At 41.8% G+C, this 16,005-nt stretch carries 16 protein-coding genes, 2 tRNA genes and 1 pseudogene; 7 read left to right on the top strand and 12 right to left on the bottom strand.

What is annotated here, in order from left to right:
- Nucleotides 1-6 precede the first annotated feature (6 nt).
- Together Q0993_RS12200 and Q0993_RS12195 are read right to left on the bottom strand one after the other, a co-directional pair.
- Nucleotides 7-573, bottom strand: a complete 567-nt coding sequence (locus tag Q0993_RS12200; protein WP_299533372.1) for a Crp/Fnr family transcriptional regulator — start codon at nucleotides 571-573, stop codon at nucleotides 7-9.
- A gap of 21 nt (nucleotides 574-594) precedes the next feature.
- On the bottom strand, nucleotides 595-1,197 hold the full coding sequence (locus Q0993_RS12195; RefSeq protein ID WP_299533370.1) for a carboxymuconolactone decarboxylase family protein: 603 nt from the start codon (nucleotides 1,195-1,197) through the stop codon (nucleotides 595-597).
- Nucleotides 1,198-1,311: 114 nt separating this feature from the next.
- Here Q0993_RS12195 and Q0993_RS12190 point away from each other — a divergent pair, with 114 nt between their 5' ends.
- Entirely contained in the window at nucleotides 1,312-1,740 is a 429-nt protein-coding gene (locus Q0993_RS12190; protein WP_299533368.1) for an OsmC family protein, read from the top strand.
- A gap of 127 nt (nucleotides 1,741-1,867) precedes the next feature.
- On the top strand, nucleotides 1,868-3,556 hold the full coding sequence (recJ, locus tag Q0993_RS12185) for a single-stranded-DNA-specific exonuclease RecJ (protein ID WP_299533365.1): 1,689 nt from the start codon (nucleotides 1,868-1,870) through the stop codon (nucleotides 3,554-3,556).
- Between the two features lies 1 nt (nucleotide 3,557).
- On the opposite strand, the gene Q0993_RS12180 is transcribed toward recJ, so the two are convergent.
- From Q0993_RS12180 to Q0993_RS12150, 7 genes are all read right to left on the bottom strand, one after another.
- Nucleotides 3,558-4,331: a UDP-2,3-diacylglucosamine diphosphatase gene (locus Q0993_RS12180; protein WP_299533363.1), complete on the bottom strand. Its 774-nt coding sequence runs from the start codon at nucleotides 4,329-4,331 to the stop codon at nucleotides 3,558-3,560.
- A gap of 36 nt (nucleotides 4,332-4,367) precedes the next feature.
- Complete coding sequence (locus Q0993_RS12175; RefSeq protein WP_299533361.1) at nucleotides 4,368-4,832, bottom strand: 6-carboxytetrahydropterin synthase; 465 nt, start codon at nucleotides 4,830-4,832, stop codon at nucleotides 4,368-4,370.
- 61 nt (nucleotides 4,833-4,893) lie between these two features.
- Nucleotides 4,894-5,334 (bottom strand): hypothetical protein, encoded by a 441-nt coding sequence (locus tag Q0993_RS12170; protein ID WP_299533360.1) that lies wholly within the window; start codon nucleotides 5,332-5,334, stop codon nucleotides 4,894-4,896.
- A gap of 250 nt (nucleotides 5,335-5,584) precedes the next feature.
- Nucleotides 5,585-5,731 (bottom strand): hypothetical protein, encoded by a 147-nt coding sequence (locus Q0993_RS12165; protein ID WP_299533358.1) that lies wholly within the window; start codon nucleotides 5,729-5,731, stop codon nucleotides 5,585-5,587.
- A gap of 3 nt (nucleotides 5,732-5,734) precedes the next feature.
- A complete protein-coding gene (locus Q0993_RS12160; RefSeq protein WP_299533357.1) occupies nucleotides 5,735-6,502 on the bottom strand; it encodes an enoyl-CoA hydratase/isomerase family protein in 768 nt (255 codons plus the stop codon).
- Between the two features lie 21 nt (nucleotides 6,503-6,523).
- The gene (locus Q0993_RS12155; protein WP_299533356.1) at nucleotides 6,524-7,858 is read right to left on the bottom strand and encodes an MATE family efflux transporter; all 1,335 of its coding nucleotides are present in this window, start codon (nucleotides 7,856-7,858) and stop codon (nucleotides 6,524-6,526) included.
- 14 nt (nucleotides 7,859-7,872) lie between these two features.
- The gene (locus tag Q0993_RS12150; protein ID WP_299533355.1) at nucleotides 7,873-8,373 is read right to left on the bottom strand and encodes a GNAT family N-acetyltransferase; all 501 of its coding nucleotides are present in this window, start codon (nucleotides 8,371-8,373) and stop codon (nucleotides 7,873-7,875) included.
- Nucleotides 8,374-8,423: 50 nt separating this feature from the next.
- Here Q0993_RS12150 and Q0993_RS12145 point away from each other — a divergent pair, with 50 nt between their 5' ends.
- The 5 genes and pseudogenes from Q0993_RS12145 (at nucleotide 8,424) to Q0993_RS12130 (ending at nucleotide 10,517) form a co-directional block, all read left to right on the top strand.
- Nucleotides 8,424-9,221 (top strand): universal stress protein, encoded by a 798-nt coding sequence (locus Q0993_RS12145; RefSeq protein WP_299533354.1) that lies wholly within the window; start codon nucleotides 8,424-8,426, stop codon nucleotides 9,219-9,221.
- A gap of 52 nt (nucleotides 9,222-9,273) precedes the next feature.
- A tRNA-Ala gene (locus Q0993_RS12140) sits at nucleotides 9,274-9,350 on the top strand.
- A 41-nt stretch (nucleotides 9,351-9,391) separates the two neighbouring features.
- A pseudogene (locus tag Q0993_RS21890) lies at nucleotides 9,392-9,547 on the top strand (GIY-YIG nuclease family protein); the annotation flags it as partial.
- Nucleotides 9,548-9,562: 15 nt separating this feature from the next.
- Nucleotides 9,563-9,706, top strand: a tRNA-OTHER gene (locus Q0993_RS12135).
- A gap of 100 nt (nucleotides 9,707-9,806) precedes the next feature.
- Nucleotides 9,807-10,517, top strand: coding sequence for an SDR family oxidoreductase (locus Q0993_RS12130; protein ID WP_299533353.1), 711 nt, complete (start codon nucleotides 9,807-9,809; stop codon nucleotides 10,515-10,517).
- Between the two features lie 2 nt (nucleotides 10,518-10,519).
- Here Q0993_RS12130 and Q0993_RS12125 read toward each other — a convergent pair whose 3' ends face one another.
- The 3 genes from Q0993_RS12125 to kbl all read right to left on the bottom strand — a co-directional run bounded on the left by Q0993_RS12125 (nucleotide 10,520) and on the right by kbl (nucleotide 15,994).
- A complete protein-coding gene (locus Q0993_RS12125; RefSeq protein ID WP_299533352.1) occupies nucleotides 10,520-13,270 on the bottom strand; it encodes a PD-(D/E)XK nuclease family protein in 2,751 nt (916 codons plus the stop codon).
- 76 nt (nucleotides 13,271-13,346) lie between these two features.
- Nucleotides 13,347-14,687, bottom strand: a complete 1,341-nt coding sequence (locus tag Q0993_RS12120) for an OmpA family protein (RefSeq protein ID WP_299533350.1) — start codon at nucleotides 14,685-14,687, stop codon at nucleotides 13,347-13,349.
- Nucleotides 14,688-14,800: 113 nt separating this feature from the next.
- On the bottom strand, nucleotides 14,801-15,994 hold the full coding sequence (gene kbl / locus Q0993_RS12115) for a glycine C-acetyltransferase (RefSeq protein WP_299533348.1): 1,194 nt from the start codon (nucleotides 15,992-15,994) through the stop codon (nucleotides 14,801-14,803).
- Nucleotides 15,995-16,005 lie beyond the last annotated feature (11 nt).

The raw sequence follows: 16,005 nt of genomic DNA, 5'->3' as shown, positions 1-16,005 counted from the left end.
CCTAGGTTAAGAAATTTGCCGACGTATTCGGCTCAAGGCCTGTGGGGTAATACCAATATATGAGGCGATATGTTTCAAAGGAATTTCCCGAATCAGTTCGGGCCGTTCCGTAAACAATTCCAAATAGCGTTCTTTCGCCGATTTGTTCAAAAGGGCCAGTTCGCGTTTGGATTTGATAAGAAATAGGTTTTCAGCATTTTTTCGGCCAATCTCGTTGCCAATTGCCGTTTCCCTATATATCGTTTGCAAATCGGGATAACTTATCCTCCAAAGTTTAGTTTGGGTTATGGACTGGATTTGGTAGACACAAGGGGTCTGTGTTAAAAAAGAGTCATAAGCGCTCACAAAGCTCTGGGCAAAGACAAAACCAAAAGTAAGATCGTTATCAATTTTTGGAATGTACAACCGGACTACTCCTGATTCGATGAAAGACAAATAGTTCTCGGTAGTTCCTTGCTTGAGGATTACACTGTTTTTGGGATAATCTTGGAAGACCAGTTTTGATTTAAAGACAAACCAATCATGATCCGAAAGGGGAGCAAAGGATTCCAGATGTTCTCTAATGTGTCGCATTTTTAAATCTCCAGGAAATCTTTAATACACTTCTCCCCCATGTTTCCCTTTTTCCCAGCCGTGTTTTCCCAAATACTGTTTGGCACTTTCCACTGCCCCGTCCTCAATGGAGGTGCCCATAGAATCATTCCAACGGTTAAGGTACCCGAACAGGGAAATAACACCCAGCATCTCCACAATTTCCCCTTCGTTCCAATACTCGTACAAACGTGCCTTGATTTCAGCGTTTACCGCATTGGGTACTTGGGATGCGGCCAAGGAAAAATCCAAGGCTGCCCGTTCCGCTTCGGAAAAGGAAGCGTGTGTACGGTAGTCCCAAATATTGTCCAATTGTCCCTGTTCCGCTCCATAACGCTCCGCGGCACGTATGGCATGGGCCTGGCAATAACGGCATCCCGTGGCATTGCTGCTGACCCAAGCGATCATCCGTTTTAGGGACGAGGTCACCCTGCCTTCATTGGCCATTACGGCCTTGTTCAGGTTGATGAAGGCTTTAGAGATGGCTGGCCTATGTTGCATTGTCAACACGGAATTGGGACAAAAACCGAGCGTCTCGTTAAAGAATTCGGCTAATTTTTTGGTTTCGATATCGTGATTGGGATCAAGAGGGGTTACTAAGGGCATATGCTGAATATTGAATTACGGAATATGAATTGCAAAATGAGAGAATCCTAAACATCTAATGTTTTGAAAGGTATCTTTTATCGTACATTTATAGTTTACAAGAAACAAAAATTTATGGGCACAACAAATCATATCACGACCAAATGGCTGGGCAAAATGGCCTTTGAAAGCAACAACCTTTCCGGGCATAATATAAAAATCGATGCAAGTCCCGATGACGGTGGAGAAGGGGACGGATTGCGCCCCAAGGCCTTAATGCTTTCCAGTTTGGCAGGATGCTCCGGACTGGATGTAGCGGGACTTTTTAAAAAGATGAAATTGGAAGTAGATAATTTTCATATAGAGACCATTGCCAACCTCACGGACGAGCATCCTAAATACTATGATCAGGTTACCATAGAATACCATTTTTACGGGAGTAATCTCAACGAGAAAAAATTGGACCGTGCCGTAGAGCTCTCCGTTGAAAAGTACTGTGGCGTTATGGAAATGTTCCGACAGTTTGCGAAGTTGGAGATTAAAACGGTCTTTCACAAAAATTAGAGTCCAGGCCAAACAATCAAAAAATTTATAGAATATAGTCGATAATTTAAAATAAACGTCTTAACTTCCCTTTCGACCAAGTTCCAACTTTCCGTCAATATTTGATTTTTGTATTTGAATTTCTGTCATGCGCTGGACATTAAAACCCAAACCTAAGCAAGAGGATATCCATAGGCTTTCAGATGCCTTAGGGGTAAACGGTCTAGTGGCCCAACTTTTGTTGCAACGTGGAATTACCAGTTATGAGGAGGCCAAACAATTTTTTAGGCCCCTACCTTCCGATCTGCACGATCCCTTTCTTATGAAAGATATGGATGTGGCCGTAAACCGAATCGAAAAGGCGATAACCGATAACGAAAACATTTTGGTTTTCGGGGATTATGACGTAGATGGTACCACGGCCGTTGCATTGGTCTCTTCGTATATATTGGAATTCTATCCTAATATAGCCACCTATATACCGGATAGATATACCGAGGGTTATGGAGTATCCTTTCAAGGTATCGATTTTGCGGAGGACAACGGCTTTTCATTGATTATTGCCTTGGATTGCGGGGTAAAGGCTATTGATAAGGTGGCCTATGCCAAGGAAAAGGGAATTGATTTTATTATTTGTGACCATCATAGACCCGGGAACGAATTACCGGAAGCCATTGCCATTCTTGACCCTAAACGTGATGACTGCAATTATCCGTATGACGAACTTTGCGGTTGCGGCATAGGGTTTAAACTAATTCAGGCCTTGGCATCCAATAGGGAAAGTAAAGTAGAGGATTTGTTCCCTCATCTTGATTTAGTGGCTACAGCCATTGGGGCGGATATTGTACCCATAACGGGTGAAAATCGGGTGTTGGCCTATTACGGATTACAAGTCATTAATTCAGATCCACGGATCGGTTTTAAGGCGATTATCGAGCACATCAAAAAAAAGGAATTGACTATTACCGATGTGGTCTTTATCATTGCCCCCCGAATTAATGCTGCGGGGCGCATGAAGCATGGCCAACATGCGGTAAGCCTATTGACAGAGACCGATCTGGGACAAGCACGGAAATTTGCGTCAGAAATTGAGCAGTTTAACTTGGATCGAAGAAATCTGGATCAAGAAATTACACAGGAAGCGCTTCTACAGATTCGGGAAAACAAGGAAGAAGAAAAGTTCACTTCAGTAGTCTATAAAGATACCTGGCATAAAGGGGTAATCGGAATCGTGGCTTCCCGACTAACCGAAACCTACTACCGCCCAACCTTGGTCTTTACCAAAAGTGGTAATCGGTTGGCCGCTTCTGCGCGTTCCGTAAAGGGATTTGATGTATACAACGCTTTGGAGGGATGCTCCAAGTATATCGAGCAATTTGGCGGGCACAAATATGCTGCCGGACTTACACTTTTGGAAGGACAATACGAAGCTTTTAAGGAACAATTTGAGAGGGTGGTCTCAGAAACCATAGACCCTAATCTGCTCACCCCGGAAATTAAAGTGGATGCCCAGATAGATTTCACGGATATTACACCTAAACTATTGCGGATTATCAAACAGTTTGCACCTTTTGGACCGGGCAATATGACCCCGATTTTTATGGCGGAAAACCTTCGGGACACAGGTTATGTAAAAGGCGTGGGGGAAGATGAAAAGCATCTAAAGTTATCCATCGTCCAAAATGGTATAGGTCCTATAGGGGCTATTGGATTTAATCTTGGTAAAAAAATGTCTGTTGCTGCCAATAGAAATTCCTTTGATGCCGTTTTTTCGTTGGATGAAAACGAGTGGCAGGGTACGGTGAGCTTGCAATTGAAACTAAGGGATTTGAGATGACTTAGGTCTTTGGCTCAAACTTCTCCAATGCAAGCTTTTTACCGTCAAAAACCGCATAGGTAAAGTATGAAATCCAATCTCCCAAATTGGTATAGGTGGATTTCCCATTTAAATCGATTTCCAAAGGGAGATGACGATGGCCAAAAACAAAATGGTCATAATGCTCCTGTTCCAGCTTTCGTTTGGCATATTGCACCAACCATTCCTTATCCTCACCCAAGAATTTGATATCTTCGTCACCCGAAATCAACTTGTTCTTTACTGAAAAGTACTGGGCAAGCCGAACCCCCCAATCTGGATGTAACCAACGATAGAGCCATTTGGCCAAAGGGTTGGTAAACACTTTTTTCATACGTTTGTAGCCCTTGTCCCCAGGACCCAGACCATCGCCATGGCCAATAAAAAATGATGTATCGTTTAGCTTAAACTTTTGGGGTTTGTGAAAGACGGGAATATTGAGCTCTTCCTCAAAATAACCGTTCATCCAAAGGTCGTGATTGCCCACAAAATAGTAAATGGGGATTCCGGCATCGGATATTTCGGCCAATTTTCCCAAGGTTCGTGTAAAACCTTTGGGAACGACCGTTTTGTATTCCATCCAAAAATCGAACAAATCTCCCAAAAGAAAAATGGCGGCTGCATCTTTTTTTACGCCTTCCAACCACGCGACAAATTTTTTTTCACGAGGGAGGCTTTGCTCCCGTGTCGGTGCACCTAAATGGTTATCACTGGCAAAATAGACCTTTTTGCCTTGTGGAATGTTTATGATAGTCATTAGGTCGTAAAGATAGGAAAAAGCCCCTACGGGCCTTCATTCTGTTGGAGAGGGGTTATCCTCTGCGTACCATTCGGCAAATGCGGTTTCGGTTTCCCGTAGCTTTAAGGAATAAAGTGTTAAACCTTTCGGGAGTCTTGACCTTATTTTTTGGGCAAAATCAATGACCATGTTCTCACTGGTGGGTTGGTAATCGGTCAGTATCACTTTATGCCCCTCTTTTTGAAGTACATTGGCCAAATCCCCGTGAGGCGTGTTTTTGTTGAAAACCGAAGCATGGTCAAAAGGGTCTACGATCTCTTCCTTCACGATTTCTTTTAGATCCCCAAAATCTATCACCATTCCCAATTTTGCATGGGAAGTATCCGTAATAGGCTCGCCGATAACGGTTACCGACAATTTATAACTATGCCCATGAATGTTTCGGCATTTGCCATCGTGCCCGTAAAGGGCATGGCCCATCTCAAAAGTAAATTGTTTTGTGATACGTATTTTACCCATCTCCTAAATTAATTGGACAAAGGTAGGGATTCTAAAAAAGAGAATAGTCCTAGGGAATAGGTTAATCTATTATAATGTTGAGGTCCCCGTGGACCAATAGCACATGACAGCAATCCGCGCCTACTTCATAATTGTTGTTTACCACTTCTTTACCCTCTATAAAACCCTTAAAATTAATTATTTCCGTATTGTTTCTATATCTGTCTGCAAATTCATCACCAAAAAGTGGATAAATGCCATTTTGCCTTAAATTTTCAAATTCCTGACCGGAAACCTCTCGGGTGATGTCTTCACCGCTTTTGACTATGGTCACTTCGAAAGCATCCAGGGGAATAACTACACCAGAGGCGTCCCTTATGGTTACGTTTAGGGTCACAAATTGCAAAGTACAAACCACTTCGTTACAATCGCTTCTTTCTAATCCATTATCATCATCGTCAGAACAACCCGACAAACATGTGACAATTGCAAATAATACCGGAATTATACGTATTGTTTTCATAGCATCTTTTATAGCATAGATAGGCATTTTGAAAAAAGTTGCGCTATCCGGAGAGAAAATTTTTTAGTTTACCCCGTAAATGACGCCGTTTCTAATGGGCAATGCTAGCGCTTATACTTTCTCCGCATTCTTATCCGATTAATAAAATAAAGGATTACCACAAAAAGTGCCAGTATAGGAAAAATCAAATCACTATTCAGAAAATTAAAGAGATTCATAGGAAGTATTTTAAATAAGGAAACGCGTTCCTTCAGGTATTATTGGAATTTAATTCCTTCAATTGTACGGTACGGTTTAATCGACTACCTTTCCTTAGATGTTTTTTGAAGTCATCGGATTTAAGCATCGGCTCGGTCTTTGCCATTGCATGTATGACATTCCCAATGGAATTGTCCACCGCTCATTTTTTGAATTTTGATAAAGCGTTTTTAGTAAATTCGGAGAGGACTAATTTTCCGGTTATGGCTGCCCGCTCCAATAATAATGTATCCCAGTGTGAGGTGCCTTCCCAGAGTACTTTTTTCCAATCCTGAAGGGCTTTTGGATTATACCTGGCAAGTTCACTTGTAAAAAACTCCAGTTCCTTGTCCATTTCCCCAATGGTATCAAAGACTTTGGAGAAAAGTCCTTTTTCGTTGGCCCAGTAGGCATTTTTCCATTCGGTAGGGGAAAAGGACAGTTCTGAAATTGCGGCCTTTCCCATCTTTCGCTCCAGTGCCGGGCCAATGACTAGAGGCGCAATACCGATGGAGATTTCAGAAAGTCGTATGGATGCATTTACCGAAGCAAAAACATAATCACACGCGGCTGCAAGGCCTACACCTCCACCTACGATCTTGCCTTGTACACGACCGATAATTGGCTTTTTACAGCTACGCATGGCGTTGATGACATGGGCAAAACCGCTAAAAAAAAGTTTTCCCTCCTCTAAGGTTGTGATAGCGGTCAATTCGTTAAAGGAAGCTCCTCCACAAAAGACCCTGTCACCTTCCGATTTTAATACAATGATAGCGATATTTTGATTTTCGGAAAGGGTATGAAACGCATCGGCTAGCCGGTCCAAAAGCTCGGCCACAAAGGAATTTCCGGCAGGATGCCCAAATTCCACGATGGCTACCTTACCATCTATTTTGGTATATAGACTCCCGTTTTCCCTTTTTGTGCCCATATTTCTTGATTTTACCCAAAATTAGTCGTTTTGGGTCAGGGGCCGAAACTTTTGCCGAAACTTGATAATAAGGGCCCCTCCGCGAATAATCATCCAAACGGTAAGGGCAATCCAAATACCGTACAACCCCCAACCTAAATATTTGCCAAAATAGAGCATAGGAATAAAGCCTAAAAAGGTAGCGTACAACAACACATTTCTTAAATACTCCATTTCGCCTAGACCTTTAAAAAGGCCATCCAATACAAACGCTGTAGAATTTATCGGTAATCCGATGATCAAGATAAAAAAGATGCTATAAAAAGTCTCTAGGACGACCGTATCATTGGAAAAAATATCGCCCAAAGGCTTATAAAAAAGACAACCGATCAAGACCAAAATTAAAGAAACCATTAGGCCGTATTGCGTTATTTTTTTGGTCAATCGCCACAAGCCGTGATAATCCTTTGCTCCTAAAAGTCGTCCTCCCATAATGTTTCCTGCTGCTGCGTACCCATCGATAAAAAAGGCGGAAAACAGCCAAAGATTGATTGCTATGGTATGAGCCCCAATATATTTGTCACCCAAATCGGTGGCCTCACGTACCGCCAAAATTAGGGCAACATTAAGGGCTATTGCCCGAACAAAAAGGTTAAGGCTCATTCCAATGATCCTTCGCAGTTCCTGATGTACCGGGAATTGAAGCCTTAATCGAATATCGGTCTTCATTAGCAGGAGAACAAATGCCATTAGGGCCATTATACTTTGGGCGATAAGGCTGGCCCATGCTGCTCCTTCCAAATAAAGAGGTTCCAAGATACCGTCTACACCAAAGACCAGGATAAAATCAAGAACAATATTGAGCATTGCCCCTGTTATAGCAATAAGCATGGGCCAGAAGGTGTTTTGCAGCCCCGTGAAAATGCCAATTACCGCAAAGACGAAGAGCGTTAAAGGAAATCCCCATACCCGAATGGAGTAGTAGGAGATGCAGTACTGCAGTATCTTCCCCGAAGCGTTCATTAAACGAAAAATATCATCGACGAAAAAAACTGTTGATAACAAAATAAGGATACTAAGCGCAATGTTCAAGTAAATGACCTGTGCTGGCAATGTTTTTATCTCGTCCAATCGTTCTGCTCCCAGATATTGGGCAATAAGGGCCGAAATTGCGCTACGGGTCTGTCCCAGTACCCAAATCAGCATAGAAAGAAACGAGCCTACTATTCCAGCCGCGGCCAGAGATTCCAGTCCGTCTACGGGGATGTTCCCGACAATGGCAGTATCTGTAATCGATAAAATGGGCTCTGCAATTCCGGCGATGGTTGCTGGGATTGCCAGTTTGTTAATGGTCTTAAAGCTAATGGTGGTTTTCAAGATAGGTTTCGAAGTTATAGAAGAAGTTCATAACAATGAAAAGGATACTTACTTTGTTTGGGAAAGTAAATATCTCCTAATTTCTGATAGCCTCTTGTTTCGTAGAATTTTTGATTGCGTGTATTTTGGCTAAATGTATCAAGGCGTACGGAGATAAACCCATTTTCCTTGGCATGTTTTTCGGCAAAATCCATTAGTTGTTGTGCATACCCCTTTCCCTGGTATCGTGGATGTACGGATAGTCTATGGATATAGACATTGTTCCCACTAGGGGTCAACCATGTTATGGGTAGATATTCTTCGTCCATGAAGGTAGAGATTACCACAGTACCCAGTATGGAATTGTCAGATTCCAGTATATAGAGCTCCTCTCTTTCAATATCCTTTTCAAAAGCATTTTGTGAGGGATAGTGCTCGTTCCATTGGAAGATTCCCTTCTTGATCATATGAGCGGCGCAGGCTTTGGTTATTGCGAGGATTTCAGGTATTTCCTCTATTTTTGCACGTTTTATCACAGTTACTTTATTTGTTGTAAATTTAGAGGAATAATCATAATAGTAGGAACATGGACAAAATTCTGGTACCCATTGGTACCTCTCCTGATTCTCATGAAACATTGCAATATGCAGTGGATTTTGCCGTAAAGTTTTCTTTCGATATTTGCGTTATGGAGGCGTTTAGCGCAACGACCAAAACGGGCAATTTAGGAAATGTTAAGGAAAAGTTGGCCGAAAGCGGCAAGGAACGTCTAAAGGAAGTAGTGGCAAAGGTAGATGCCAAGGGAATTTCCATAAAGATAGTGACCTATAACGGCGATATCATTGATGGCATCAAGGAAATCGACGCTGAATTGGGGATAGACTTTATTATTATTGCACCCCGCAGTTCGGATATTAAGGAAGAATTATATTTAGGAAACGTTTCTGGGCGAATAATTAAAAGAACTGATATACCCACTTTGATTATTCCCAAAGGAACCCAATACAAGGCCTTTAAAAATATATTGACTGCATTTAAATCCGGGGTTCTGAAAAGAAACCGTATTTTAGATCCGCTTATCGCCATAAAGAAGAGACACAGGGCTAAGGTAAATTTGTTACTGGTGAAGACTCCGGGATATTCGGATGAAGACTTACAGGTAAACACGGCTTTGATGGACATTTGCTCCAATTTGACCATTACGGAAAATGCAACCACATATCATGGCGTACTGGAGCATTTTCAATCCATAAAACCTGATTTGCTATGCGTTTTTAGAAGAAAGCGAGGCTTCTTTAAGAAACTATGGGAGAAGAATACCATATTGAAATCTGAATTTTCAGTTCCTATCCCAGTATTGGTTCTAAGCGTTAAGAAAGATTGATTTGCATTTTGATACTTTCTTAAAAAGTAGTTCCTTTGCTGCCTAATTTTTTGGGGGATTAGCTCAGCTGGCTAGAGCGCTTGCCTGGCAGGCAAGAGGTCACCGGTTCGACTCCGGTATTCTCCACCAAAGCACCGAAGTGTTCGGTGCTTTTTTTGTTTTCAAGGGATATGGAATACTATGCCTACATTATCTATAGTCCGTCCCTGGACAGATATTATATCGGCCATTGCCAGGATATGGAGGAAAGACTTCGCCGGCACAACCAGGGCAATGGTGCTTCCTACACAAAAAGAACAAAGGATTGGCGGGTGAAATACAGCAAGGGTTTTGAAACAAGGGGTGAAGCAGCTGAACTGGAATGGGCCATCAAAAGGAAAAAAGCAGAAAGTATATCTAATGGCTGATTTCCGAAAATCAAGCCGGATAGAGCGTCCCGAGATGTTTCGGGAAGGTCACCGGTTCGACTCCGGTATTCTTCACCAAAACCACCGCGAAGGCGGTGGTTTGTTTTTTTAAGAAAACAATAACGCTTTCTCTTTTAAATTTAATTTGCGGTATAGTATTTTTTGAGAAAATTAAATAATGGACTTAAAAAATAAAGTGGCCTATATAACCGGAGGGTCAAAAGGAATAGGATACGGAGTGGCCGAAAGGTTGATAGCGGCAGGTTTAAAAGTTGCCATTAGCGGTAGAACCTTGGAAACCGTTCAAAAGGCAGCCCAAGGTTTGGGCAGCGAGGAAAATGTCTTGGCCCTACAGTCCGATGTAACCAAACATGGTAACGAAGAAGCCGCCATACGTAGTATTTTGAATCGTTGGGGGCACTTGGATGTTGTTCTGGCGAACGCTGGAGTAGGTCATTTTGCTCCTGTGGATGAAATGTCCGAAGAACAATGGCATCAGATGATAAATACCAACCTAAATGGGGTCTTCCACACCTTGAAGGCATCTGTAGAAGCCTTGAAGGCGACGAAAGGGTATTATATGACACTTGCTAGTCTGGCTGGCACCAATTTTTTTGCTTCAGGTGCAGGCTACAACGCCACCAAGTTTGGGGTGGTCGGTTTTACCCAGGCCGCTATGTTGGATTTACGGAAGTATGATATCAAGGTGTCTACTATTATGCCCGGATCCGTGGCAACTCATTTTAACGGTAATGAACCCGATCAAAAGGATGCCTGGAAAATACAACCCGAAGATATAGGAGAACTGGTTCTTGACTTGCTTAAAATGCACCCAAGGACTTTGCCCAGCAAGGTTGAGGTAAGACCTAGTAGACCGGATAAAAAGTAGCGCTAAACTTCTTTTTCTGTAAAAGGCACATCAGGATTGCAGATTTCCATTACCAATTTTTTCAATTGGACCGTAAAGGCCTCCATTGTTTTTTCCGTGATTTCCCTTTCCTTTTTTCTGCTGTTCCTTGTATCCTTAACAGCAAATTGAAGAAGTCCGGCACCCAGATTTTTAAAGGAAATGATACCGGCTTGGAAAGAATTTAACGGTTTTTTTTGCTGATACAACAAGGTATAGCACAATAACTGAAAGGCCTTGCTATATTTATAGTCTTCGATCAGCTCGTCCCAATTGATTATTTCTACCTGTGATGGTGATACCGTTCCGGTCTTGTAGTCAATGATTCGAGTGGTGCCATCCACTTCGTCAATACGATCGATCTTTCCTTTTAGCACTATAGGAAAGCCTGTCTCAACGATATCCAATTGGGCTTCCAGTTTGGTTTCCAAAGCGACAATTTTAACTTGATGATGCTTAAGTTGTTCAATTTCCAGGTTTATGAAGTTGTTAATGTACCTTACCATTACATTAAAGGCGATAAGATTCTTTCCCGTGTTAATATCACTGCCCGGATAGCTATTTGCAAAATTGAGCCTTACGGAACTTTCTACATCCAATAATGCGGATCTGAGATATTCCTTGGAAAGATATTGGCCAATACAAGGCGCGTAAATTTGTTCCAGAGTATCATGGATAATCGTTCCAAATGTGTTGACGGCTACGGTTTCTTCAACTTCGGCTCTATCATCAATGCCGAGTAAATTTCTTTTGTAAAAGTCCAGCGGATTTCTGATGTAATTACTTAATGATGTAGGTGAGAATCCCCTGCCGGCATGGTCCCTTATGAGATTTAATAGGTTTTCATCCTTTTCGATGGCATTCACCTTCTTTGAAGGGGCTATCACCAATGGTGTAGCGGTCTTTTTAAGAATATCACCCTTCTTATGTTCATCCGTTAAAAGTTGCGCAATTAATCTACTTCGCTCCCCACCTTCCAAGACATCCGGTTCCGTATTGTATAATATAAAAATTTGCTTTGCCCGCTGGAGCAAGCGATAAAAATGATACGTATACACGGCGTCCTTTTCTTTGTAGGTAGGTAGGCCATGATATAGTTTAAGATCGAAGGGAATAAAGGAATTGTTGGATTTTCCCGAAGGTAGGATACCTTCGTTGACGGAAGTAATAATTACGTTCTCAAAATCCAAATTCCGACTTTCCAACATACCCATTACTTGAAGCCCTTCCAAGGGCTCCCCCTTAAAATCCAAATTCTCAACGGATAATAGGTCCTGATAGAGACCTTGAAGCGATTTTAAATCCTTTATGAAATCATATTTGGCAAGCAGCTCCGATATCTGGTTAAAAAGATTGTAGAACCGATAGAGGTATTCCAGGGATAGTAGGTCATTGGAATCCTGTAAGTTGTCCTTTAACAGTTCGATAATGTGTAAGCAGCTTTTGACAAACCCTTTTGGGGAAGCCGCCTTGTCTGAAAACGAGTAGGAAATGATCGTTTTTCTCGTATCCAATATGGATGCCATTTTATCTGAATCTAGATATATCCAGTTTTTTTTCTTGATTTCTTCTGGTAAGGAAATGGCCGGGTCGTCTAAATGATGTTCCAGCGCTTTTTGAACATAAGGATGGGAAAGTAAATCCAAGATATCCTGATAATACCAACCTTTTTGGGTTTTACGGATATTGAGGTTCAGAAGTTGCAAAAAAAGGGACGCTACCGATGTTTTTTGTAGGGGATAGCCCATGGTAATATTTACGCGCTCGATTTCTTTCGGAATGGAATTCAACAAGGGATTTAGGAGTGTTTCATCCGAAAGTATAACAGCTGTATTCTTTAATCCTTTTAAATCGGTTTCATGCAATTCCCGTAAAATGCGTCCTACGTATTTGGCCTGTGCCACATTTTTGGGAGCCCCGATAATTTGAATTTTCTTTTTGGAATTGTAATTGGAACCAATGCCTTTTGGAGAATTCTTTTGAAAATACGGCCATTTACGAAGATGATACCTAATGAAATGACTGGCGTCATGCATGGAATCTTCTAGAAAATAGCTGTCCAAATCCCAATAAATTTCGGATTTTGTTGCTGAAAGAATTTTTTGGATGATTTGGCTTTCAGCGGTATTTAAAGCATTAAAACCTATAAAAATGTGAGTTTGGCTTCCAATAGCGTCAATATATTCATCCAAACATAAATAGGCCGTCCTGTATAGTAGACCTTGGTGACCCAATCCTTTTTCCAATAGAGCTGAGTTGAATAGGTTGTAAAGCTCATGTAGCCCATCCCAAAATTTCAGATGCTCCTTCATGATTTGGGTTTTTCCCGTATCCAATGACCAATGGTTTAATTGCTGAATGCTGGATAAGCTGGAAAAAAGTTCTTTGGCATCAATTACATAGCGGTCAATTTCGTTAATATCTTGGAGCAAAGTCCTCCCCCACTTTGAAAAGGTAAGAAAATCATCTTTATTGGGGTACGAGGTTTTTTGGTAAGCACCGTAAAGTTCAAAGAGTTGTTGTACGGGCTTGACCAAATTGAGCCCGGAAACTTTTTCAATAAACCCCTCAATACTATAGATTTCCGGAAGGAAGATAGGTTTTTCACTTGTTTTTGCTATTGTGTGCTTTAGAAAAGTCCCGGCCCGAATACTGGGGAGAATAAAAACCAAACCCTCGAGGGAATCATACTTCTGCCATGTCTTGTGAATGATTTCTTCCAAAAAACTTTGCATGGCTAAAAATATAAAAAGCCCTGACATAATTGTCAGGGCTTTAAACTTAAATTATCCCAGTATTATTGGTTAGAGTTTACTTTACCAAGTTAATCTCTACCCTTCTGTTTTGCTTTCTACCAGCTCTTGTATTGTTTGTGGCTATTGGTTTTTCCTCACCATAACCTATGGCCGATAATCTGAACTCATCTATACCTTTGTCTACCAAGAACTCTTTTACGGAAAGTGCTCTTTTCTCGGATAGGCCTTGGTTAAGTTTAGCACTACCAACGCTATCGGTATGTCCTTCAACCGTAAACTTGGCTGTAGGATACTCGTTCAAAATTTGAATGATGTCTACCATCACAGAAGTAGATTCTGCTTTGATGCTAGCTTTACCTGTATCGAACAAAATGGTCCTTGCGTAGTCGTTCAATTGTTTTTGAACTTCCTCAGTTACTTCAGGGCAACCTTGGTTTGCTACAGTACCGGCAACATCAGGACATTGGTCATCCTTATCCAAAACACCGTCACCGTCTTTGTCTGGCCATGGGCATCCTTTGTTTTCTGCGGGACCTGCCTCATTTGGACACTCATCATCTTTATCGGCAACACCATCACCATCTGCATCAGGACATCCTGCCAAGGCTGCAAGACCAGCTTCGTTAGGACAGGCATCATCTTTATCGGCAATACCGTCGCCATCTGCGTCGGGACATCCGTTCATTTCCTTAGATCCAGCTTCGTTTGGACAGCTATCCTTGCTATCTTCTATACCATCGCCGTCAGCATCTGGACAACCATTGAAAGCCTCAAGACCTGCAACTTCCGGACAAGCATCGTCTTTGTCATATATACCATCACCATCCGTGTCGGTTCCCCCGAATTTAACGGAAATACCGGCCAAGTGCTGCCAGTGGGTTACCCCATAATCCTCAAATGCGTGCTTGTATGAAGTCTGAACGGTTAGACCTAAATTTTCGGTAAACCAGAAATTGATACCTACACCACCATTTGCGGTACCGGCACCTATTTCGTCAACCCAGGTATAACCACCACCTACTTCTACAAAAGGATCTATAAATCTATCTGGAAGGAATGCATATTTAATAGTACCATCTATGGCATAATGGGAGAGATCATTTACCCTCGTGTCACCAAACTTGCTTATCTTGTTCAAGGAACCTCTAACCCCAACAGAAAATCCACTACCCACTGACTTGGATACACCTACGAAGGAAATAGATGGAAGGACATTCCAGTGGTCGTTCGCATTGAAGAACTCATTGCCAAAGGAACTTACATCACCGGTTGGATATACGTCTATGGCATTTACCCCAAACTGAACCTGCCAAGGGTTATTCTCGTCTTGCGCTTGTATGCTGTTGAATCCTACAACAAGTAGGGCAACAACCAATAATTTGCTAAGATGTTTCATGTTCAAAATTTTAAGTTTAAGTGTTTATTAGCTGCAAATGTAAGTTGTTAAATATTATTAACAAAATCAATTTTCTATTTTTTTTAACGCAGTTTATGGAAAAAATAACACCGTTAAACGATTTTTAATACCTGTCCTACCTCCTTAAAAGCGGTAAGTGCCCGGTCCAAATGTTCCAATTCGTGAGCCGCGGATAACTGCACCCTAATTCTTGCGCGTCCCTTCGGAACCACAGGGTAAAAGAAGCCGATTACGTAGATTCCTTTCTCTAAAAGCATGTTTGCCATTTTTTGTGATAATTTGGCATCATAGAGCATTACCGGAACTATTGCAGAATCCCCTTCGATAATATCAAAACCTGCATTTTTCATCCCTTTTTTGAAATATTCCGTATTCCTTTGGAGTTTATCCCGCAGGGCGGTGTCCTTATCCAACATCTCAAAGACCTTTATGGAGGCTCCAACGATAGCAGGTGCCAAGGAATTTGAAAATAGATAGGGCCGGGAACGCTGCCGCAATATTTCAATTATTTCCTTCTTCCCCGTGGTGTACCCACCCATGGCTCCTCCAAGAGCCTTTCCCAAGGTTCCCGTAATAATATCTATACGGCCCATTACCCCCTTTTCTTCCAAAGTTCCCCTACCTTTCTCACCGATAAAACCTGCCGCGTGGCATTCATCTATCATGACCAAAGCGTCGTATTCATCCGCTAAGTCACATATTTTATCCAATGGGGCTAATAGGCCGTCCATAGAAAAGACACCATCGCTTACTATAATTTTAAACCGGGCACCATCTGTATTGGCTTGCTTTAATTGTCTTTCCAAGTCGCCCATATCGTTATTGGCGTACCTATATCGCTTTGCCTTGCAGAGGCGAACCCCATCTATTATTGAGGCGTGGTTAAGGGAATCGGAGATAATGGCGTCCTCTGCGGTGAGCAACGGTTCAAAGACCCCTCCATTGGCATCAAAAGCCGCTGCGTATAAGATGGTATCCTCAGTGCCATAAAATTGGGCTATTTTATGCTCTAATTCTTTGTGAATGTCTTGTGTGCCACAAATAAAGCGTACCGAAGACATGCCAAAACCATGGGAATCCAAAGTTTCCTTAGCGGCCCTAATTACCTCTGGATGTGATGATAGCCCAAGATAATTATTGGCACAAAAATTAATGACTTCCTCCCCGGAAGAAATTTTAATTACCGCATCTTGTGGTGTGGTAATGATGCGTTCTTGCTTAAAAAGCCCTGCCTTTTTTATAGCGTTCAATTCTTCCCTTAAATGTTCTTTTATTTTTCCGTACATAGATTTTGATT

It is taken from the genome of Ulvibacterium sp. (genome assembly GCF_028285715.1).
Taxonomy (GTDB): Bacteria; Bacteroidota; Bacteroidia; order Flavobacteriales; family Flavobacteriaceae; genus Ulvibacterium.
The sequence above is the reverse complement of the archived record's forward strand: the minus strand, read 5'-3'. Positions and strand labels throughout refer to the sequence as shown.